Origin of the sequence: Pseudomonas sp. R5(2019) (assembly GCF_009905435.1) — a bacterium.
In the GTDB taxonomy this organism is placed as follows: domain Bacteria; phylum Pseudomonadota; class Gammaproteobacteria; order Pseudomonadales; family Pseudomonadaceae; genus Aquipseudomonas.
On the sequence record NZ_JAAAMT010000011.1, the window covers coordinates 18,195 to 34,203 of the forward strand.

The window sequence follows — 16,009 nt, forward strand, 5'->3', positions numbered from 1 at the left end:
TTGCGCAGAATGTTCAGGGCTCAGATTTGACGTAGCAGCATGCAAAATGGACGTTCTCACTGCCCAATGCATGGGCGGCCAGGCCGTGGCGACTTTTTCAACAGAATCGGCCAACAGCGGCCAACCACAGTGCTATCGACTTTTGACATTCCGTGCACTCGCCTTTTGAAAACGACAGCACGGTTTCATTGCTCCCCAAACCCCACTCTAAAAAATCACTGACACAGCCACTTCAAAAGCGTCATTTACCATCGCATTCGCGACAACCATTAACACTGTTGTAAAGATGCCTTCCCCTTGCCACTTCGATGAATCGGAGTGCGCCTTATAGCCGACACATGAACCCCCCATCCAGACATAACCCCCCAGAACCCGCTTTGGGCGGGTAATGGCCTTGAGCTGAAAAGCGTAAACTTACTCGCCAGCCGGGCTCGGTGATGGCAGGCGCACGTAGACTGAAAAATTAACCGCTATTGATAATTACAGAATTGTAATCATCGAGTCACCTTCCTGTTATCTGAGAATTGCAAGGATAGGGTTCGGCCGCCACGGTCGGTGTATACCCTGTGGGGCAGGATTATAAAAAAAGCTGTAGGTCGAAAAAGACACTAATAGCTGCCAAAATCAAAGGAGTAAAAAATGAATAAAAAGTCGAAGCTATCCCTTGCAGTTTTTGCGGCTATCGTAAGTTCGAGTCCTCTCGCAGCCCTCGCAGAAGATAAAGCAGAGGGTTTTATTGAGGGAAGCAGCCTCAACGTACTGAATCGGAACTTCTACTTTAACCGTGATCACCGCAATGGCCAGTCCAGCGCAACTGGAAATGGTTACTCTGAAGCTTGGGCGCACGGTATCATCGGTAAGTTCGAGTCTGGTTTTACGCAAGGTACTGTTGGAGTTGGGGTTGACGCCTTTGCAATGATTGGTCTTAAACTGGACACTGGCAACGGTCGTAATGGTGGTCGTAGTTCGTTTGATGTGCTTCCCGTTAACAGTGAGGGTGAAGCACGCGATGATTGGTCGAAAGTTGGTGGGGCCGTAAAGGTACGCGCATTCGATACTGTTATAAAAGTGGGGGATGTGTTCCCTTCGAACCCGGTAGTAGCGGCGGGGGACTCTCGATTGCTGCCCGAGAGCTTTCACGGTGTGACCGCAGAAAACACCAGTATTGAAGGGCTTACAGTTCAGGGTGGCCGTTTGCACGCAATGAGCCAACCAACCTCAAGTGACATGAACGACGGTTTCGCCACTTTTTATGCCGGCCCGGTTGACTCTCCTTGGATCGCATACTTCGGTGGCGACTACAATCTGAATACCAACGTTCTGTTTAGCCTGTACTCCAGCGAGCTCAAGGATGCCTGGAATCAGTACTACGCAGCAACTACTATCAGTTATCCACTTTCGGATAACGCCCGCATTTTCGGTGGATTCAATTATTATAAAGCAGTGGACGAGGGCAAAAAACTTCTAGGCGAGTTTGACAACGACATCTGGAGCGGCAGAGTCGGTATAGCAGTGGGAGCACATAGTGTTGCTCTGTCCCATCAGCGTAACAATGGTGACGATGATTTCGATTACCTACGTCAGTCTGACTCGATTTTCCTGGATAACTCGATCCAATACAGCGACTTTAACTCCCCGAAAGAACGCTCCTGGATGGTTCGCTACGATTTGAACATGGCGACTTATGGCATACCGGGGCTTACGTTCATGACCCGCTACGCCAAGGGTACAGATGCGGACTATTCCAACGCCAACTCCGTCTACATGCGCCGTGATGCCGATGGAAACCCATTGACAGATCAGAAGCGTTGGGAGCGTGACATTGAAGTGAAGTACGTGGTTCAAACGGGGGCAATCAAGGACATGTCCTTCCGCATCCGCCAAATGAACACCCGTGCAACTCAGTTTGAGTCTGACCTGGACGAGGTTCGCCTGATCGTGGAATATCCGCTGGCTCTCCTTTAACCCATCGGTATCCGATGAGTGGTTTCACCACTCATCGGATGAATCAAAACAGTGCACGCATCACAGGCCGAACTGCCCGAAAACCCATCAAACATGTCAATATTGTAATTTTTCACTCATCGTGGTGTTAGGTTGATCTTTCTATACTTCAAACAAATCCAGAAGTAGCACGCAGCATGTCTGGTTCTCCGGACAAATGAGAGGTAGCCATATATGAACCTAGTTAAACTATTCCTTATCGGTGTTGTTGCCATCAGCTCTACATCTGCAATGGCGGAAGACGGCATTGAACGGTCTCAAGCATATTGGAAGGAATTTAGGGCCAATCAGGAAAAAATCCATGGGAAACCTGACCAACCAAAGACTTCCGAGGTCGCGAAGAAAAAAACTGAATCAAGCAATCAATTAGCAGAAGAGCAAAAACCAAAAAATTGAGCTGGATTCAACCAAATTCACCTTTAGAAGCTTAGTGCTCCTTTGGAAAGAGGTGAATCTTTAGCGCCCTTTAGGGCGCTTTTTTTTTGAAATCACTTCCGTCCCTCCCGCCTGTAGCTTATAGTTACATTTAGCTTACCCCACCTAAAGTATTTGCTTGGGAGGTTCGGCTGCCATCTCCGGGTCTGACCGCTGAGCGTGATCTCTACGCTGGCTAGCCGATATATTTTGTTAGTTTGAATGGCTGCTCAAATAATTTGATGCTGCGAGCATTTGTGTGCTGTGCCGGCCACGGCCTCATGCGCTGATTATGAAATTCAACACTTTCACAATCACCTTGGAAAGAGCGATGGATATTTAAAGCTCGATGAGAATATTAACGTTCAGTACACCAGTGCTAGGGAGCGCTGATTTATTCAGAAGTCCAGTTGATGCCCCCTGATAAATCAAGGCCTGCGGGGGAGCTTCGAGCGCGAAAAACTAAATTAATCAGCGCCTCCCTAGAGCAAGTTCTTGAGGTCACCAATGATGATTGACTTAGGACTGATGCTATAGCACTAAACGCGCATTAGCGGCCAGGTCGCACAAGCCCCCGCCTATGAACACAAGAATTAGAAACCAGAGGAGCAGAACATGTACAAATCCAGCTTGACGCTTGCCGTGGCCGTTGGGGTATTGACCCAGCAAGCCGGCGCTGCCGGCTTTTTCGAGGACAGCAAAGCCGCGCTCAGTTCCCGAACCATGTATTTCAATGCTGACAACCGTGAGACTGGCCCCGACCAGAAGGAATCGGCCCAGGGCTTCAAGCTCGATTACGTGTCCGGCTTCACGCCAGGTACCATCGGTATCGGCTTTGACGCTCAAGCGCTGTGGGGTATACACCTGGATGGCGGCAAGGGGCATCATCCAAACAACAACACCTTCTTTCCCAGCGATACCGATGGCTCGGCTGTAGATGAATGGAGTCGTTTCGGCGGCAACGTCAAGGCGCGCATCTCCAAGACCGAAGGCCGCCTGGGCAGCGCCCTGGCACCAAACCTGCCGATCCTGGTCGCCAACGACGGCCGACTGCTGCCGCAGACCTTTGATGGCGGCATCGTTACTTCCAAAGAAATCGACAACCTGACCATCACTGCCGGCCAGATTGAACACGCCTATGGCCGTGCTTCGAGCAACCGTACGGGCCTTGCAGTCTCCGGTGGTCAGCAGGACAGCAACCAGTTCCGTTTTGGCGGTGCAGACTGGAAGGTCACCAAAGACCTGACCCTGCAGTACTACTACTCGAACCTGGAAAACTACTACACGCAAAACTTCCTGGGCCTGGTTCATGTCTTCCCGATCGGCACCGACCAATCGTTCAAGACTGACTTACGCTACTTCGACAGTCGCTCTGATGGCAAGAACGGCCAGACCGGCTATTTCTTTGACAACAATGGTGGTTTTGCCAAGAACGCGAACGAGGTCGACAACAAGACCTGGAGTGCCATGTTCACCTATACCTTGGGTGGTCATGCATTCCTGCTGGGCCACCAGCAAGTGGGTGATGATGGCGGCTTCGTCTGGGTGAACCAAAGTGGGGTCGTAGATGGAAACGGTCGTAATGAAGGCGCCGGGGGTTCCAGCTTTTACCTTTTCACCGACAGCATGGTCAATCAGTTCGCCCGCGCCGGTGAGAACACCACCTTCGGCCAGTACTCCTATGACTTCGCCCGCCTCGGCGTGCCAGGCTTGAAGGCGTCGATCGCCTACCTGAGCGGCGACGACATCAAGAACAAGAGTGGCAACGGCAACTACTCCGAGTGGGAACGCGACATGCGTGTCGACTACCTCTTCCCGGAAGGCGTGCTCAAGGGCTTCGGCGCCACCGTGCGTCACGGTACCTACCGTGGCAGCGGCGAAAGTATTGCCGACCAAGACCAGACTCGCCTAATCTTCAACTACACGTATAGCTTCCTGTAATAGCGCGTAAATAAAGGCCTCGATTGATGAGGCTTTTTCAATGTGAGCAGGTTTTTATCGCCAAAAATCAGCATACCCGCCCTGCCGCCAGCCATTTATGGACGGCCTTGTACTCTCTCATGGGTCTGGATGCTTCTCTTGCCCTGTCCATTCGAGCGGGCTACAGGCGAGCTCTGTACCCCATCATTGCCTGAAGCCTGAATTTCAATAGCAATGCAGGATTGCACTACTGACCCGATTACTCACTTGTACATTTTGGAAAGATAAGACGAAATACCGTAATGCTGCCGGGTAAACTCCGCACTTCTGTAGACCCTTGATGAAGGCTCATTATGGATCTAACTATTGCTAACCCCAACCCAGTACCACCTTCTTGTCGTGCTCGGCTAGGGTCGACCCTATAGAAGCGCTCAAATAAATGCGGAATATGCTGCGCAGGGATACCAATGCCGGGATTGCTCACAGACAGCGAGGTTGTGTCAGCATGGGCTTCAATTAAAATTAATATTTCGCTCGCGAGCGGACTGTGTCTAATAGCGTTAGACAGAAGGTTAGATATCGCTTGCTGAACCATTATCCTATCGCCAAGCACCCATCCTTTACCAGCGACCTTCAAAGAAATTTTCTTCTCATCCGCTGAAATACTAAATAGATCGACAACTTTTAAGGCTTCATCCAGAAGAGATATTTTCTCAAACTGAATTTGAGAAGCAGGATCACTGACTTGAGCCAGAAACAACATGTCCGAAACTATTCGAGTCACGCGCTCCAGCTCTTCTGTGCACGACTCAAGAACAGCTTTATACTCCTCTGGCGGTCTCTCCCTCGAAAGGGTAACTTGAGCTTTGCCCATCAAATTGGTAATGGGGGATCTCAACTCATGAGCCAAATCATCTGAGAACTGAGAGAGCTGTTGAACATCACTGTTCAGCCTGTGCAACATAAAATTTATAGCGCGTGCCAGCTCACCAAGCTCTTGAGGCAGTTTGTCAACTGAAATACGGTGAGTGAGATCTTGCGCGGATACCAAAGCCGCTATTCTACTGAACTGCTCGAGCGGCGACAGACCTCTTTGAACTATCCACCATGCTACCAAGCCGATTAAAATGATCAGAAAAGGAACAGCGATGGCAGTCGCACTGAGGTAGCTCCTGAGTAACCCTTCATCATATGAACGATCGGTAGAAAGCAAAACGTATACGTTTTCCCCACCCTGCGACCGCATCCGTTTCGATGCAGTAAGGATACGATTGCCGACATCATCCACCCAATTTACATACGCCAAGGTTTCGCCGAGATCAACGTCCAACGCATTTATATTTATAACTTTCGACCCGATATCTAAGAGCGGCGATTTTGTCAGGTCTTGGTCAAAAATTGTAAGGTGCAAATTATCATGACCCATCACTAAATCTTGAAGCGCATGAGGCTTCAGGTAAATCTGCTCTTTATCTATATCCGTAACTAAAATGTGTTGAATCTGCTCCATCTTCTTGTTAAGACTTATTTTCGCCTGTTTTTCCAAGGCAAGCGAAAGCGATAAAAAAACCAAAGCAGCTAATAATATTACGAGTCCAGCCCCCATGAGACTGACTGTCAAACCTAGCCGTGTGGACAAGCTAGTTGGCTTCATCACCTCTCCTCCAAGACATAGCCAACGCCTCGGAGGGTGTGAATTAACTTGATTTCAAACGGATCGTCGATCTTAGCCCGCAGCCGACGCATTGAAACCTCAACCACGTTCGTGTCGCAGTCAAAATTCATATCCCACACATGAGATATTATTTGAGTGCGTGTCAATACCACGCCAGCTTGCCTCATCAAAAGATGCAATAAGGCGAACTCTTTAGTGGTGAGATCTATACGTTGCGATCCACGGAATGCGCGATGTCGACCTTGATCGAGCTCAAGATCAGCGACTCTCAATATTTCTGGCGTTGGCATTTGATCGTTGCGTCGCATTAAGGTTCTGACTCGTGCGAGCAGTTCTGGAAACTCAAATGGCTTTACCAGATAATCATCCGCCCCAGAATCTAATCCTCTAACCTTATCAACCAACCGCCCTCTCGCAGTGACCATCATTACGCGGGTGGAGCTTTTTTTGCGCAGATGTTCAAGGACTGTCCAACCATCAACTTCAGGGAGATTTACATCAAGAATTACCAAGTCGTATGCATGTTGGTTTGCAAGATGAAGTCCATCCTCTCCCGTGGAAGCGCAGTCGACAACATATCCGCTTTCGCTGAGCCCTTGGTGCAAATACTCAGCAGTTTTCGGCTCGTCCTCAATTACAAGGATTCGCATGTGGTTCACCTATAAAATGAATATGAAGTATTGCTTCGCACAGATTGACATAGGCCCCAGCGGGCACTACAGACCAGGCTGAGCCTGGCGCTATCATGCTTCGGCGAAGCAGCATAGGTATAAGCGGCAGTGGCCTCCTGTATTGTGTAACAGCATTTTTCTGCATTGCTGTCACTCTCTACGGCAGGATCTCCGTGTATGGTAATGCAAAATTCCAAGAAAAAACTCTTGATGACGAATTTGTAATGTTACAGTCACCTTGCTGATAGGTATCAGGAACTACATTATTCAGGTAATTGGTCTTCTACTTGTTTTCTCCGGGCAATAATTGATTAATCAAACGGGCTAAGTAAGTAGTAAAGCCTTCGTTTATCCACGCAGCGCTAGTGCCGCAGAGGGCTTTTAAGTGTACGTAAAACCAATGGCCGGTCATGGGGTAGGCATAGGTAAGTTCTGTATGTTTTCAGGCCTGCTGGCTGCATTGTTGATTGCCTCAGTAACAACAATTGCTGCCGAATCAGTAGGGCAATCAATAACGATTGAAGATGCGTTGGCGCAAGCGCTCACAGAGAACCCGGAGTTCGCGGCAGCCCAGTGGAATACAGGCATTGCCGAAGGCGCTCGTACTCAAGCCGGGCTGATCCCCAATCCTGAGTTGTCCTGGAGCGTTGAGGACACGCGCAGTGAGTCCCGCATCACCAGCATTCAGGTATCCCAGTCAATTGAGTTGGGCGGCAAGCGTGGCGCGCGAATCGATGTTTCTGAGCGTAATCAGGACGCTGTAGCGATTGACCTTGAGCGTAAGAAAAATACCCTGCGCGCAGAGGTAATCCAGGCCTTTTACTCAGCACTGCGTGCCCAGGAAGGACTGCAGCTTTCCACCCAGTCGCTGGACCTTGCCAGTCGCGGACTCCAGGTGGTCGAAGGGCGCGTAAAAGCCGGCAAGGCTTCTCCAATCGAAATTTCGCGTGCTCAGGTGCAGCTCTCGGAAATTCAACTAGAGCTGAACCGCGCGCGCCTCAATCGAAGCAATGCCTACAAGCAACTGGCGCTCATAACTGGTGCAAAGACGCCGAACTTCGAGCATGTCGAGGGTGATCTTGAGCGCCTGCCGTACCTGCCATCGCAGGCTGAGATGCTCGCGCGCATAACGGATACAGCGGATGTGCGGCTGGCCAGCATGCAAATCCGGCGTGCCGAGTCTTCCTTGGAGCTCGAAAAGTCGCAACGCATTCCCGACATCAACGTCAGCGTTGGCAGCCAATACGACGAAGGGCTTGGCGAACGAGTCAATTTGCTCGGCTTGTCGATGCCTATTCCGTTGTTCAACCGCAACCAGGGCAATGTGCTGGCCGCTGCTCGGGGGGCTGACCAAGCGAGCGATCTGCGCAATGCCACAGAACTTCGCCTGCGGGCGGAGGCTCAGCAGGCGTTTGAGCAATGGGAAAGCGCGAGAAGTGAAGTCGACTCGATCAGCAGCACGTTGCTTCCGACTGCGCAGCAAGCGGTAGAGGGGGCCGTTCGGGGATTTGAGATGGGCAAGTTTGCCTTTATCGATGTGCTCGATGCTCAGCGCACCCTTGTAAGCATGCGCTCCCAATACCTGAATACCCTGGATGAAGCTATTTCGGCTTGGGTGAGCTTGGAGAAGATTTACGGCTCCCAGCTCAACGTCGAATTCAAAAAATAAGCATCCCTGCACACCTACATAACGCCTTAGACGGTCGCGTCATGCGGCATAAAGCCTTGCCTGTTTACCAGGCGGCTTCATGTTTATTGAGCGCGTTTAGTCACCGCTGGGCCAAATTCAATACTTTTGATAATTTGGAGTTACCAATGGCATCAACAACTCCCAGAAAGCAGTGGCTGATGATCGCGGCCGTTGTCGCCATCGGTTTGGCCGTGGCGGGTCTGATTCTAAGTGGTAGCCCTGGTCAGTCCGGGGCGTCGGCTCACGCAGATCCCGAGCACCACGGGGATGCTTCGGCAGAGGCGCATGAAGAGGCGGACGAGCATGCAGATAAAGAGCACCATGAAGCCGTAGAACCCACCAAGGGCGAGCATGGCGGCAAGCTTTTCACTGAGGGTGATTACGCGCTTGAAGTGACGATTTTTGAGGAAGGCGTAGAACCTCAGTTCCAACTCTATACCTACCTGGATGGCAAGCTTCTAAATCCTGCGGACAGCACGGTGCAAGTGACATTGTCTCGGCTTGGTCAGCCTGCGCAAATCATCAACTTCAGCAAAGAGAATGACTATCTGCGTGGCGATGCCGTGGTTGTAGAGCCGCATTCGTTCCAGGTTTCCATCAGCGCCAAGCACAGTGGCAAAAGCTATTCGTTCGGTTACGAGCAGGTTGAGGCGCGCGTGACTATGACGGATGCACAGCTTGAGCAGGGCGGTGTCACGCTCGCTACTGTTGGTCCCGCGAAAATCGCCTCCACGCTGCAGGTGCTGGGTGAGGTTCGTTACAACGGCGACCGCACGGTTCAGGTGACCCCGCAACTTGCCGGTCGGGTCGATTCGGTGGGGGTTAGTGCTGGCGATACGGTCCGCAAGGGCCAGGTGCTGGCCAAGATCTCCAGCCAGGCGCTTGCCGAACTGCGTGGCGAACTGCTTGCTGCCCAGCAGCGTTCGGCGCTTGCCCGCACGACCTATGCGCGTGAAAAACAATTGTGGGAGGAGAAGATTTCTGCCGAACAGGATTTCCTGCAGGCGCAGGTTGCCATGCAGGAGGCTGCTATCGCGGTGCAGCGCGTCCAGCAACAAATTGCCTCGCTGGGCGGTGCCCCGGCCAAAGGCCGGAACCTCACCGAGTTCGAGATTCGCGCCCCTATTGATGGCGTGATAACCAGCAAAAACATCTCGGTTGGTGAGGTTCTCAAAGAGGACTCTGCGGTCTTTACCGTTTCCGATTTATCGACCGTCTGGGTGGATTCAACCATCGCGGCGAAGGACCTGGGCGTAATTGCCGAAGGGCAGAAAGTTGTCGTGAGCTTCAGCGGATTCGCCACCAAAGCTGAGGGCACCATTTCGTATGTCAGCGCTCTGGTTGGGGCACAGACCCGCTCGGCGACGGCTCGCATCGTTCTCACTAACCCAGATCGGGTATGGCGTCCCGGCTTGCCGGTGACGGTCGAAGTGGTTACTGAGGAAAACGACGTGCCTGTTGCTGTGGCGGTCGAAGCAATCCAGACCGTTCGCGATTGGCAAGTGGTGTTCGGCCGCTTCGATAACCAGCTGGAAGCTCGGCCTCTTGAGCTGGGCAAATCCGACGGACGCTTCGTCGAGGTTATCTCGGGTCTGAAGGTGGGTGATCGTTACGCACTGAAGAACAGCTTCCTGATCAAAGCTGAGCTTGGCAAAGCCGGCGCGAGCCATGACCACTAATCCGGAGTCGAGCCATGAAACAAGTTACAGCTATTTTTCGCCAGATCCGGCTTGAGGCCGTCGAGCAAGCGTTGCACGCACTGCCGCATCTGCCTGGATTTACCATTCTGCCTGCCCATGGCCATCCACGTGGCCACGGCAAGGATCACGGCTACATCGCAGACGAGTGGAACCCCGACTCTCACCAGCATCTCGTGCTATTGGCGTTCTGTTCCGACGAGGTTGCCGATGAGATCGTTCAGGCCATAGAGAAGGCTGCCCACACAGGTGTGCCCGGTGACGGAATCGTTGCCGTATCCCCTTTGACTGACGCATTGCGCATCCGTACTGGAGAGCGCGGTGATGCTGCGCTTTAGGGGAAATTGACATGTATGAACGATTAATTCGCTTCGCCATCGATCAGCGCTGGCTGGTTTTGCTGGCTGTGCTCGGCATGGCAGCGTTGGGTGTTTACAGCTACCAGAAACTGCCGATTGATGCGGTTCCCGATATCACCAACGTGCAGGTGCAGATCAATACCGAGGCCAAGGGCTACTCGCCGCTGGAGACCGAGCAACGTGTGACTTTCCCGATTGAGGCGGTCATGGCGGGGCTCCCCAACTTGCAGGAAACGCGCTCCATCTCGCGTTATGGGCTGTCGCAGGTCACCGTCATCTTTGAAGACGGTACGGACATCTACTTCGCGCGCCAGTTGGTGAATGAGCGGATACAGGAAGCCCGCGGCAATCTTCCCAGCGATCTGTCGCCGAGCATGGGACCCATCGCCTCTGGTCTGGGCGAGATCTACATGTGGACCATCGAGGCGGAAGACGGCGCGAAAAAGCCGGATGGCAGCGGCTATACGCCGATGGATCTGCGAGAGATTCAGGACTGGATCGTCAAGCCGCAACTGCGAACCGTTAAAGGCGTTACCGAGATCAACACCATTGGCGGCTATGCCAAGGAGTTCCAGGTTTCGCCTATGCCGGAGCGTCTGGTCGCCCATGGCCTTAGCCTGCAGGACATTGTTGCGGCGCTGGAAAACAACAACGCCAACGTTGGGGCGGGTTACATCGAACGCAGCGGCGAGCAGTACCTGATCCGCGCTCCAGGGCAGGTCGGCACTATCGCGGACATCGCCAATATCATCATCAAGAACACCGATGGCGTTCCTGTGCGTATCGGTGATGTGGCCGAGGTTGGCCTGGGTAAAGAACTGCGTACCGGTGCCGCCACTGAAAACGGTCAGGAGGTAGTGCTCGGCACGGCGTTCATGTTGATTGGCGAGAACAGTCGCTATGTATCGCAGGCTGTCGACCAGCGCCTGAAGGAGATCAATCGCAACCTGCCAAAAGGGGTCGTGGCGAAGACAGTCTATGACCGCACCGTATTGGTCGACAAAGCCATCAGCACAGTGAAAAAGAACCTGATCGAAGGTGCTCTACTGGTTATCGCGATCCTGTTCCTGTTCCTGGGCAACATCCGTGCTGCCCTCATCACTGCGATGGTGATTCCGCTATCGATGTTGTTCACCTTCACGGGTATGGTCAGCAACAAGGTCAGCGCGAACCTGATGAGCCTCGGCGCGCTCGACTTCGGCATCATCATCGATGGTGCTGTGGTGATCGTTGAGAACTGCGTGCGGCGTCTGGCCCACGCTCAGGCCGCCGCGGGCCGAACGCTGACCCGTAACGAGCGTTTTCATGAGGTTTTCGCGGCCTCGAAGGAAGCGCGTCGTCCGCTGCTGTTCGGTCAACTGATCATCATGGTGGTGTACCTGCCGATCTTTGCGCTGACGGGTGTGGAAGGCAAGATGTTCCACCCGATGGCGTTCACCGTAGTGACTGCCCTGCTGGGGGCCATGATCCTCTCGGTGACGTTCGTCCCGGCGGCTGTTGCGCTGTTCCTCAATGGCAACGTCAGCGAGAAAGAAAACCGCTTGATGGTCTGGGTCAAGCAAGGCTACGCGCCGTTGCTGGATTGGGTCATGGTCAGCAAGCCACTGGTGTTGACCATTGCGGCAGTCATCATGGTGCTTTCAGGCTTGGCTGCTTCGCGGATGGGTAGCGAGTTTGTGCCGAGTCTGGATGAAGGCGATATCGCGCTGCATGCCCTGCGCATTCCAGGTACCAGCCTCTCGCAAGCGATTGACATGCAGGTGCAACTCGAACAAAGGGTCAAATCCTTTGCCGAGGTTGATACGGTGTTCGCCAAGCTGGGAACCGCTGAAATCGCGACTGACCCGATGCCGCCGAACGTGGCGGACAACTTTGTCATGCTCAAGCCGCGCGACCAGTGGCCCGACCCTGATCGCAGCAAAGCCGATCTGGTTGCGGCGATGCAGGAAGCGGTCGAACAGGTTTCCGGCAGCAACTACGAATTCACTCAGCCCATCCAGATGCGCTTCAACGAACTGATCTCCGGCGTGCGCAGTGACGTCGCGGTGAAAGTGTTTGGCGACGACATGGACGTGATGAATGAGACCGCCGAGCAAATCGCTGAGGTGCTGGAGGGTATTCCGGGTGCCGCCGATGTGAAGGTTGAGCAGACCACGGGGCTGCCGATGCTCAGTGTACAAATCGACCGTGAGAAAGCCGCGCGATTCGGTTTGAATGTCTCGGAGATTCAGGACGCCATTTCCACCGCCATCGGCGGGCGCGAAGCTGGAGCGCTGTTTGAAGGTGACCGGCGCTTCGATATCCAGGTTCGCCTGGCAGACGAGTGGCGCAATGACGTCGACAAAATCCAGCAGCTGCCTATTCGCCTGGCCAATGGCGACGGTCTAGATAGCCCAGGGTTTGTGCGCTTGGCTGATGTGGCGAGTGTGATTTCCGCCCCTGGTCCGAACCAGATCAGCCGTGAAAGTGGCAAGCGCCGTGTGGTAGTTACTGCCAACGTTCGTGGCCGCGATATTGGCTCTTTTGTCGCCGAGGCCGAGAGCAAAATCGCCCAGGCGGTAAGTGTCCCTACAGGTTACTGGACAACCTGGGGGGGGACCTTCGAGCAGCTTCAATCGGCTGCCAAGCGCCTGCAAATTGTCGTGCCGGTGTCGCTGCTGCTGGTGTTCACGCTGCTTTTCATGATGTTCGGCAATGTCAAAGATGGTCTGCTGGTATTCACCGGCGTGCCCTTCGCACTGACAGGCGGGATCATGGCCTTGTGGCTGCGTGATATTCCGCTCTCGATCTCTGCGGGGGTGGGCTTCATTGCATTGTCGGGTGTGGCGGTACTCAACGGCCTGGTCATGATTTCCTTCATTCGTAGTTTGCGTGAGAACGGCATGGGGTTGGACGAGGCCATTCGCGAAGGCGCGTTGACTCGTCTGCGGCCTGTGCTGATGACTGCCTTGGTGGCGTCTCTGGGCTTTATTCCAATGGCCACGGCCATTGGCACGGGGGCGGAGGTTCAGCGGCCTCTGGCCACGGTGGTAATTGGTGGAATCCTGTCATCAACGGCGCTGACGCTGCTGGTGCTGCCATTGCTCTACCGCTTGGCCCATCGCATGCGTTAAGTTCACAACGCTATTCGTGTACAAGCAAAAGCCCCGCTCAAAAGCGCTCAAAAGCGGGGTTTTTTGCTTGTAGGCAATACTGTCTCTAGGTCGCGTCCAGTGCAGGTACTGCTTGTTGCCTGTCTCTCTGATGGTTAGATTGGCTGGCCACGCTAGTACGCGCTACCACCCGCAGGATCTACATGAAAGGACGTGAAAGCGGCATGCCAGAAGAGACTATTGGCAGAGTTTCTTCGACGCCGATGGCGTTGTCGAAACACTGTTCGATGCTGCTGGTGTCGCAGGTGATCGCCTGCCTCACTTTTCAGCGTCAGGCGATTACCTGGCCCGGTGTCCTTGATCTCGTACAGTTCGCCACGCTTCAACCCGCTTTTCTTGTAGTCCACCTCGGGCTGGATCATGTCCCCCACGCGGTAATACTTCGAGAATCGGCGTTCCGTCTGGGTCGTGTCCGTCCGGGTCAACGTATCGACCTCTAGAGGGTGTACGCCGGAACCCCCTATTTTTCCGGCAGTGTCCCAAACCCAGCAACGGCGAGGGCTGTCGAAAAACAGTTGTTTTCGGGGTTGGGGGAGCAATGGAACTGAAAACCAACGTAAGCCGAATTAGAGTTCGTTTTACTCGTCAGCGACTGCGAATTAACGAACTTTGATTCGTGAGACGGGTTTATTGCACTGATTTTCGGGTGTGGGTGACCTTTCCTCGCGATAGCGGAAACGGTTTCATAAAGCGGTCGTTTTTCGAAAACTATCCAGACGTTGCAAGGGTTTGCGGGGCAGCGACTGAGCTTAAGTGCACTTCCTGTTCCGTTGCTCCCCCAACCCCTAGCCCATCACCAGCACGCTCAAGCCCGCGAACACTGCACGCTGCACATCGACCTGACCGGCTAGCAACCAAGAGCCGATCAGCCAGCCGGCGAAGGCAAGCGCAGCGACGATCAGTACCGTGGGCGTGTAAACGCGCAGCACGCGGTCCACCAGGTGCAGCAGTCCGGGCTTGAGCGCCCGCGCGTCTTCGACCTCGCGGACCACCCGTTGCAGGAAACTGCTTTCACCGACCGCCATCACCTTCACCAGCAGTGTGCCGGTGCCGTTGATTGAGCCGCCGATGACGGTGTCGCCTTCGCGCCGCTCGACCGGGATCGGCTCGCCGGTGACCAGGGATTGGTCGACCGCCGAGTGCCCGCCAACGACTTGCCCATCCACCGGCACGCGCTGGCCGGGACGGATGCGCACCATATCGTCCAAAGCAACCTGCTCGATCGGGACTTCTCGCTCCTGCCCGTTGCGGACGACCAGCGCCGTATCGGCCTGCAAGTCCAGCAAGCGCTTCACCGCTTGTGAGCTGCGCGTCTTGACGATCAGCGACAGCCATTCCGAGAAGATGTGGTACGTCGTCACCATCACCGTCACGGCAAAGAACGGTGCCGTTGGGTACCCCGGCAGATCGAGGACAAAGCCGATCAGCCCGCCCACGATGCCGGCAAACGCGCCGATCTCCAGCAGCACATGCTGGTTGAGGATGCCGCGGCGCAGCGCCTGGAACGCCATGTTGAGGATGTGCCGCCCGAGGCCGAACACGAGCGCGAGCGCCATGACCGCGACGATCCATGGCACGACCGCTTCGAACCAGGCCTGTCCCTTCATTGGGATTATGGCCAGTGCAGCAGCCGTCAGGGCCAGGCTGCCGATGATAGCGGTGGCAAGACCGCGGGCCCGCAACACGAGGAAGACGAAGGCCGATAAGCTCGCGAACACGACGCCGGGCAGCAGCCAGGTGCCGATGCCCATCGGGTGCGCGATCAGAGCGATCGAGAGCATACTCAAGGCGGTGGCTGTCAGAAACCGCTGGCCCTCGTTGACGAGGTCGCGCTCATCCTCCTCGAACGGCCGCACCTTGCGCGGGTCAGAAATTGTGTAACCGATGTCGCGCAAGATGCCGAGCAACTCCTCGGGCCGCGCGACCTTGGGGTCGTATTCGACAAGGGCCTGCTCGTGGGTGAGGCTCACTGCCACCTTGTCGACGCCCGGCCGGCTGCCCAGCGCCTTCTCGATCGTGCCGGTGCACAGCGAGCAATGCAGGCCGCCGATGCGCGCGCGAATACGGGCTCGGTCAGGCCGGCTCGCCGGCTCCTCACTCCAGGGCCGGTTATCGTCAGCGAGTGTTGGAGTAACGTTCATTGCTATCTCCTCGGTCCCTCAGTTCACGATGCCACGTGGTCTACGACGCGGAATCCGAGCTTTTGGACGGTCTCGACAAGCCGATCCTCATCGGTGGCTTGCGGGTCGTACAAGACGCGCGCCCGACCTTCGTCGAACGACACGTCAGCGGCTTGAACGCCGGTTTGCGTGGCCATGCGCGAGCGGATCATTTCGGCGCAGCTTTCGCAGCGCATGCCCTCTACTTTCATCGTCAGCGACTTCATCGCGCACTCCTTCCCGTCGATTCTCAGAGCAGACGGCACGG

Annotated in this window: 12 protein-coding genes; 8 read left to right on the forward strand and 4 right to left on the reverse strand. The window is 54.5% G+C overall.

The genetic code is table 11. The features are described from left to right. Nucleotides 1-639 precede the first annotated feature (639 nt). The 3 genes from GUY40_RS09615 (at nt 640) to GUY40_RS09625 (ending at nt 4,359) form a co-directional block, all read left to right on the forward strand. Entirely contained in the window at nt 640-1,965 is a 1,326-nt protein-coding gene (locus tag GUY40_RS09615; protein WP_166568723.1) for an OprD family porin, read from the forward strand. A 213-nt stretch (nt 1,966-2,178) separates the two neighbouring features. Continuing rightward, nucleotides 2,179-2,400: a hypothetical protein gene (locus GUY40_RS09620; protein ID WP_166568724.1), complete on the forward strand. Its 222-nt coding sequence runs from the start codon at nt 2,179-2,181 to the stop codon at nt 2,398-2,400. A 633-nt stretch (nt 2,401-3,033) separates the two neighbouring features. After that, on the forward strand, nt 3,034-4,359 hold the full coding sequence (locus tag GUY40_RS09625; RefSeq protein WP_166568725.1) for an OprD family outer membrane porin: 1,326 nt from the start codon (nt 3,034-3,036) through the stop codon (nt 4,357-4,359). A gap of 238 nt (nt 4,360-4,597) precedes the next feature. Here the strand turns inward: GUY40_RS09625 and GUY40_RS09630 are convergent, their stop codons facing one another. Next, a complete protein-coding gene (locus GUY40_RS09630; RefSeq protein WP_166568726.1) occupies nt 4,598-5,992 on the reverse strand; it encodes a heavy metal sensor histidine kinase in 1,395 nt (464 codons plus the stop codon). Continuing rightward, on the reverse strand, nt 5,992-6,663 hold the full coding sequence (locus GUY40_RS09635; protein WP_166568727.1) for a heavy metal response regulator transcription factor: 672 nt from the start codon (nt 6,661-6,663) through the stop codon (nt 5,992-5,994). The genes GUY40_RS09630 and GUY40_RS09635 overlap by 1 nt, the downstream gene beginning before the upstream one ends. Before the next feature lie 457 nt (nt 6,664-7,120). Here GUY40_RS09635 and GUY40_RS09640 point away from each other — a divergent pair, with 457 nt between their 5' ends. The 5 genes from GUY40_RS09640 to GUY40_RS09660 all read left to right on the forward strand — a co-directional run bounded on the left by GUY40_RS09640 (nt 7,121) and on the right by GUY40_RS09660 (nt 14,022). After that, nucleotides 7,121-8,353 (forward strand): TolC family protein, encoded by a 1,233-nt coding sequence (locus GUY40_RS09640; RefSeq protein WP_178117755.1) that lies wholly within the window; start codon nt 7,121-7,123, stop codon nt 8,351-8,353. A 41-nt stretch (nt 8,354-8,394) separates the two neighbouring features. Further along, on the forward strand, nt 8,395-10,053 hold the full coding sequence (locus GUY40_RS09645) for an efflux RND transporter periplasmic adaptor subunit (protein ID WP_218585440.1): 1,659 nt from the start codon (nt 8,395-8,397) through the stop codon (nt 10,051-10,053). A 14-nt stretch (nt 10,054-10,067) separates the two neighbouring features. Further along, complete coding sequence (locus GUY40_RS09650; RefSeq protein ID WP_166568728.1) at nt 10,068-10,409, forward strand: P-II family nitrogen regulator; 342 nt, start codon at nt 10,068-10,070, stop codon at nt 10,407-10,409. An 11-nt stretch (nt 10,410-10,420) separates the two neighbouring features. Beyond that, nucleotides 10,421-13,543: an efflux RND transporter permease subunit gene (locus GUY40_RS09655; RefSeq protein WP_166568729.1), complete on the forward strand. Its 3,123-nt coding sequence runs from the start codon at nt 10,421-10,423 to the stop codon at nt 13,541-13,543. Between the two features lie 182 nt (nt 13,544-13,725). Further along, nucleotides 13,726-14,022 (forward strand): hypothetical protein, encoded by a 297-nt coding sequence (locus GUY40_RS09660; RefSeq protein ID WP_166568730.1) that lies wholly within the window; start codon nt 13,726-13,728, stop codon nt 14,020-14,022. Between the two features lie 345 nt (nt 14,023-14,367). On the opposite strand, the gene GUY40_RS09665 is transcribed toward GUY40_RS09660, so the two are convergent. Continuing rightward, nucleotides 14,368-15,723, reverse strand: a complete 1,356-nt coding sequence (locus GUY40_RS09665; protein WP_166568731.1) for a cation-translocating P-type ATPase — start codon at nt 15,721-15,723, stop codon at nt 14,368-14,370. Between the two features lie 23 nt (nt 15,724-15,746). Further along, nucleotides 15,747-15,968 (reverse strand): heavy-metal-associated domain-containing protein, encoded by a 222-nt coding sequence (locus GUY40_RS09670; RefSeq protein WP_166568732.1) that lies wholly within the window; start codon nt 15,966-15,968, stop codon nt 15,747-15,749. Nucleotides 15,969-16,009 lie beyond the last annotated feature (41 nt).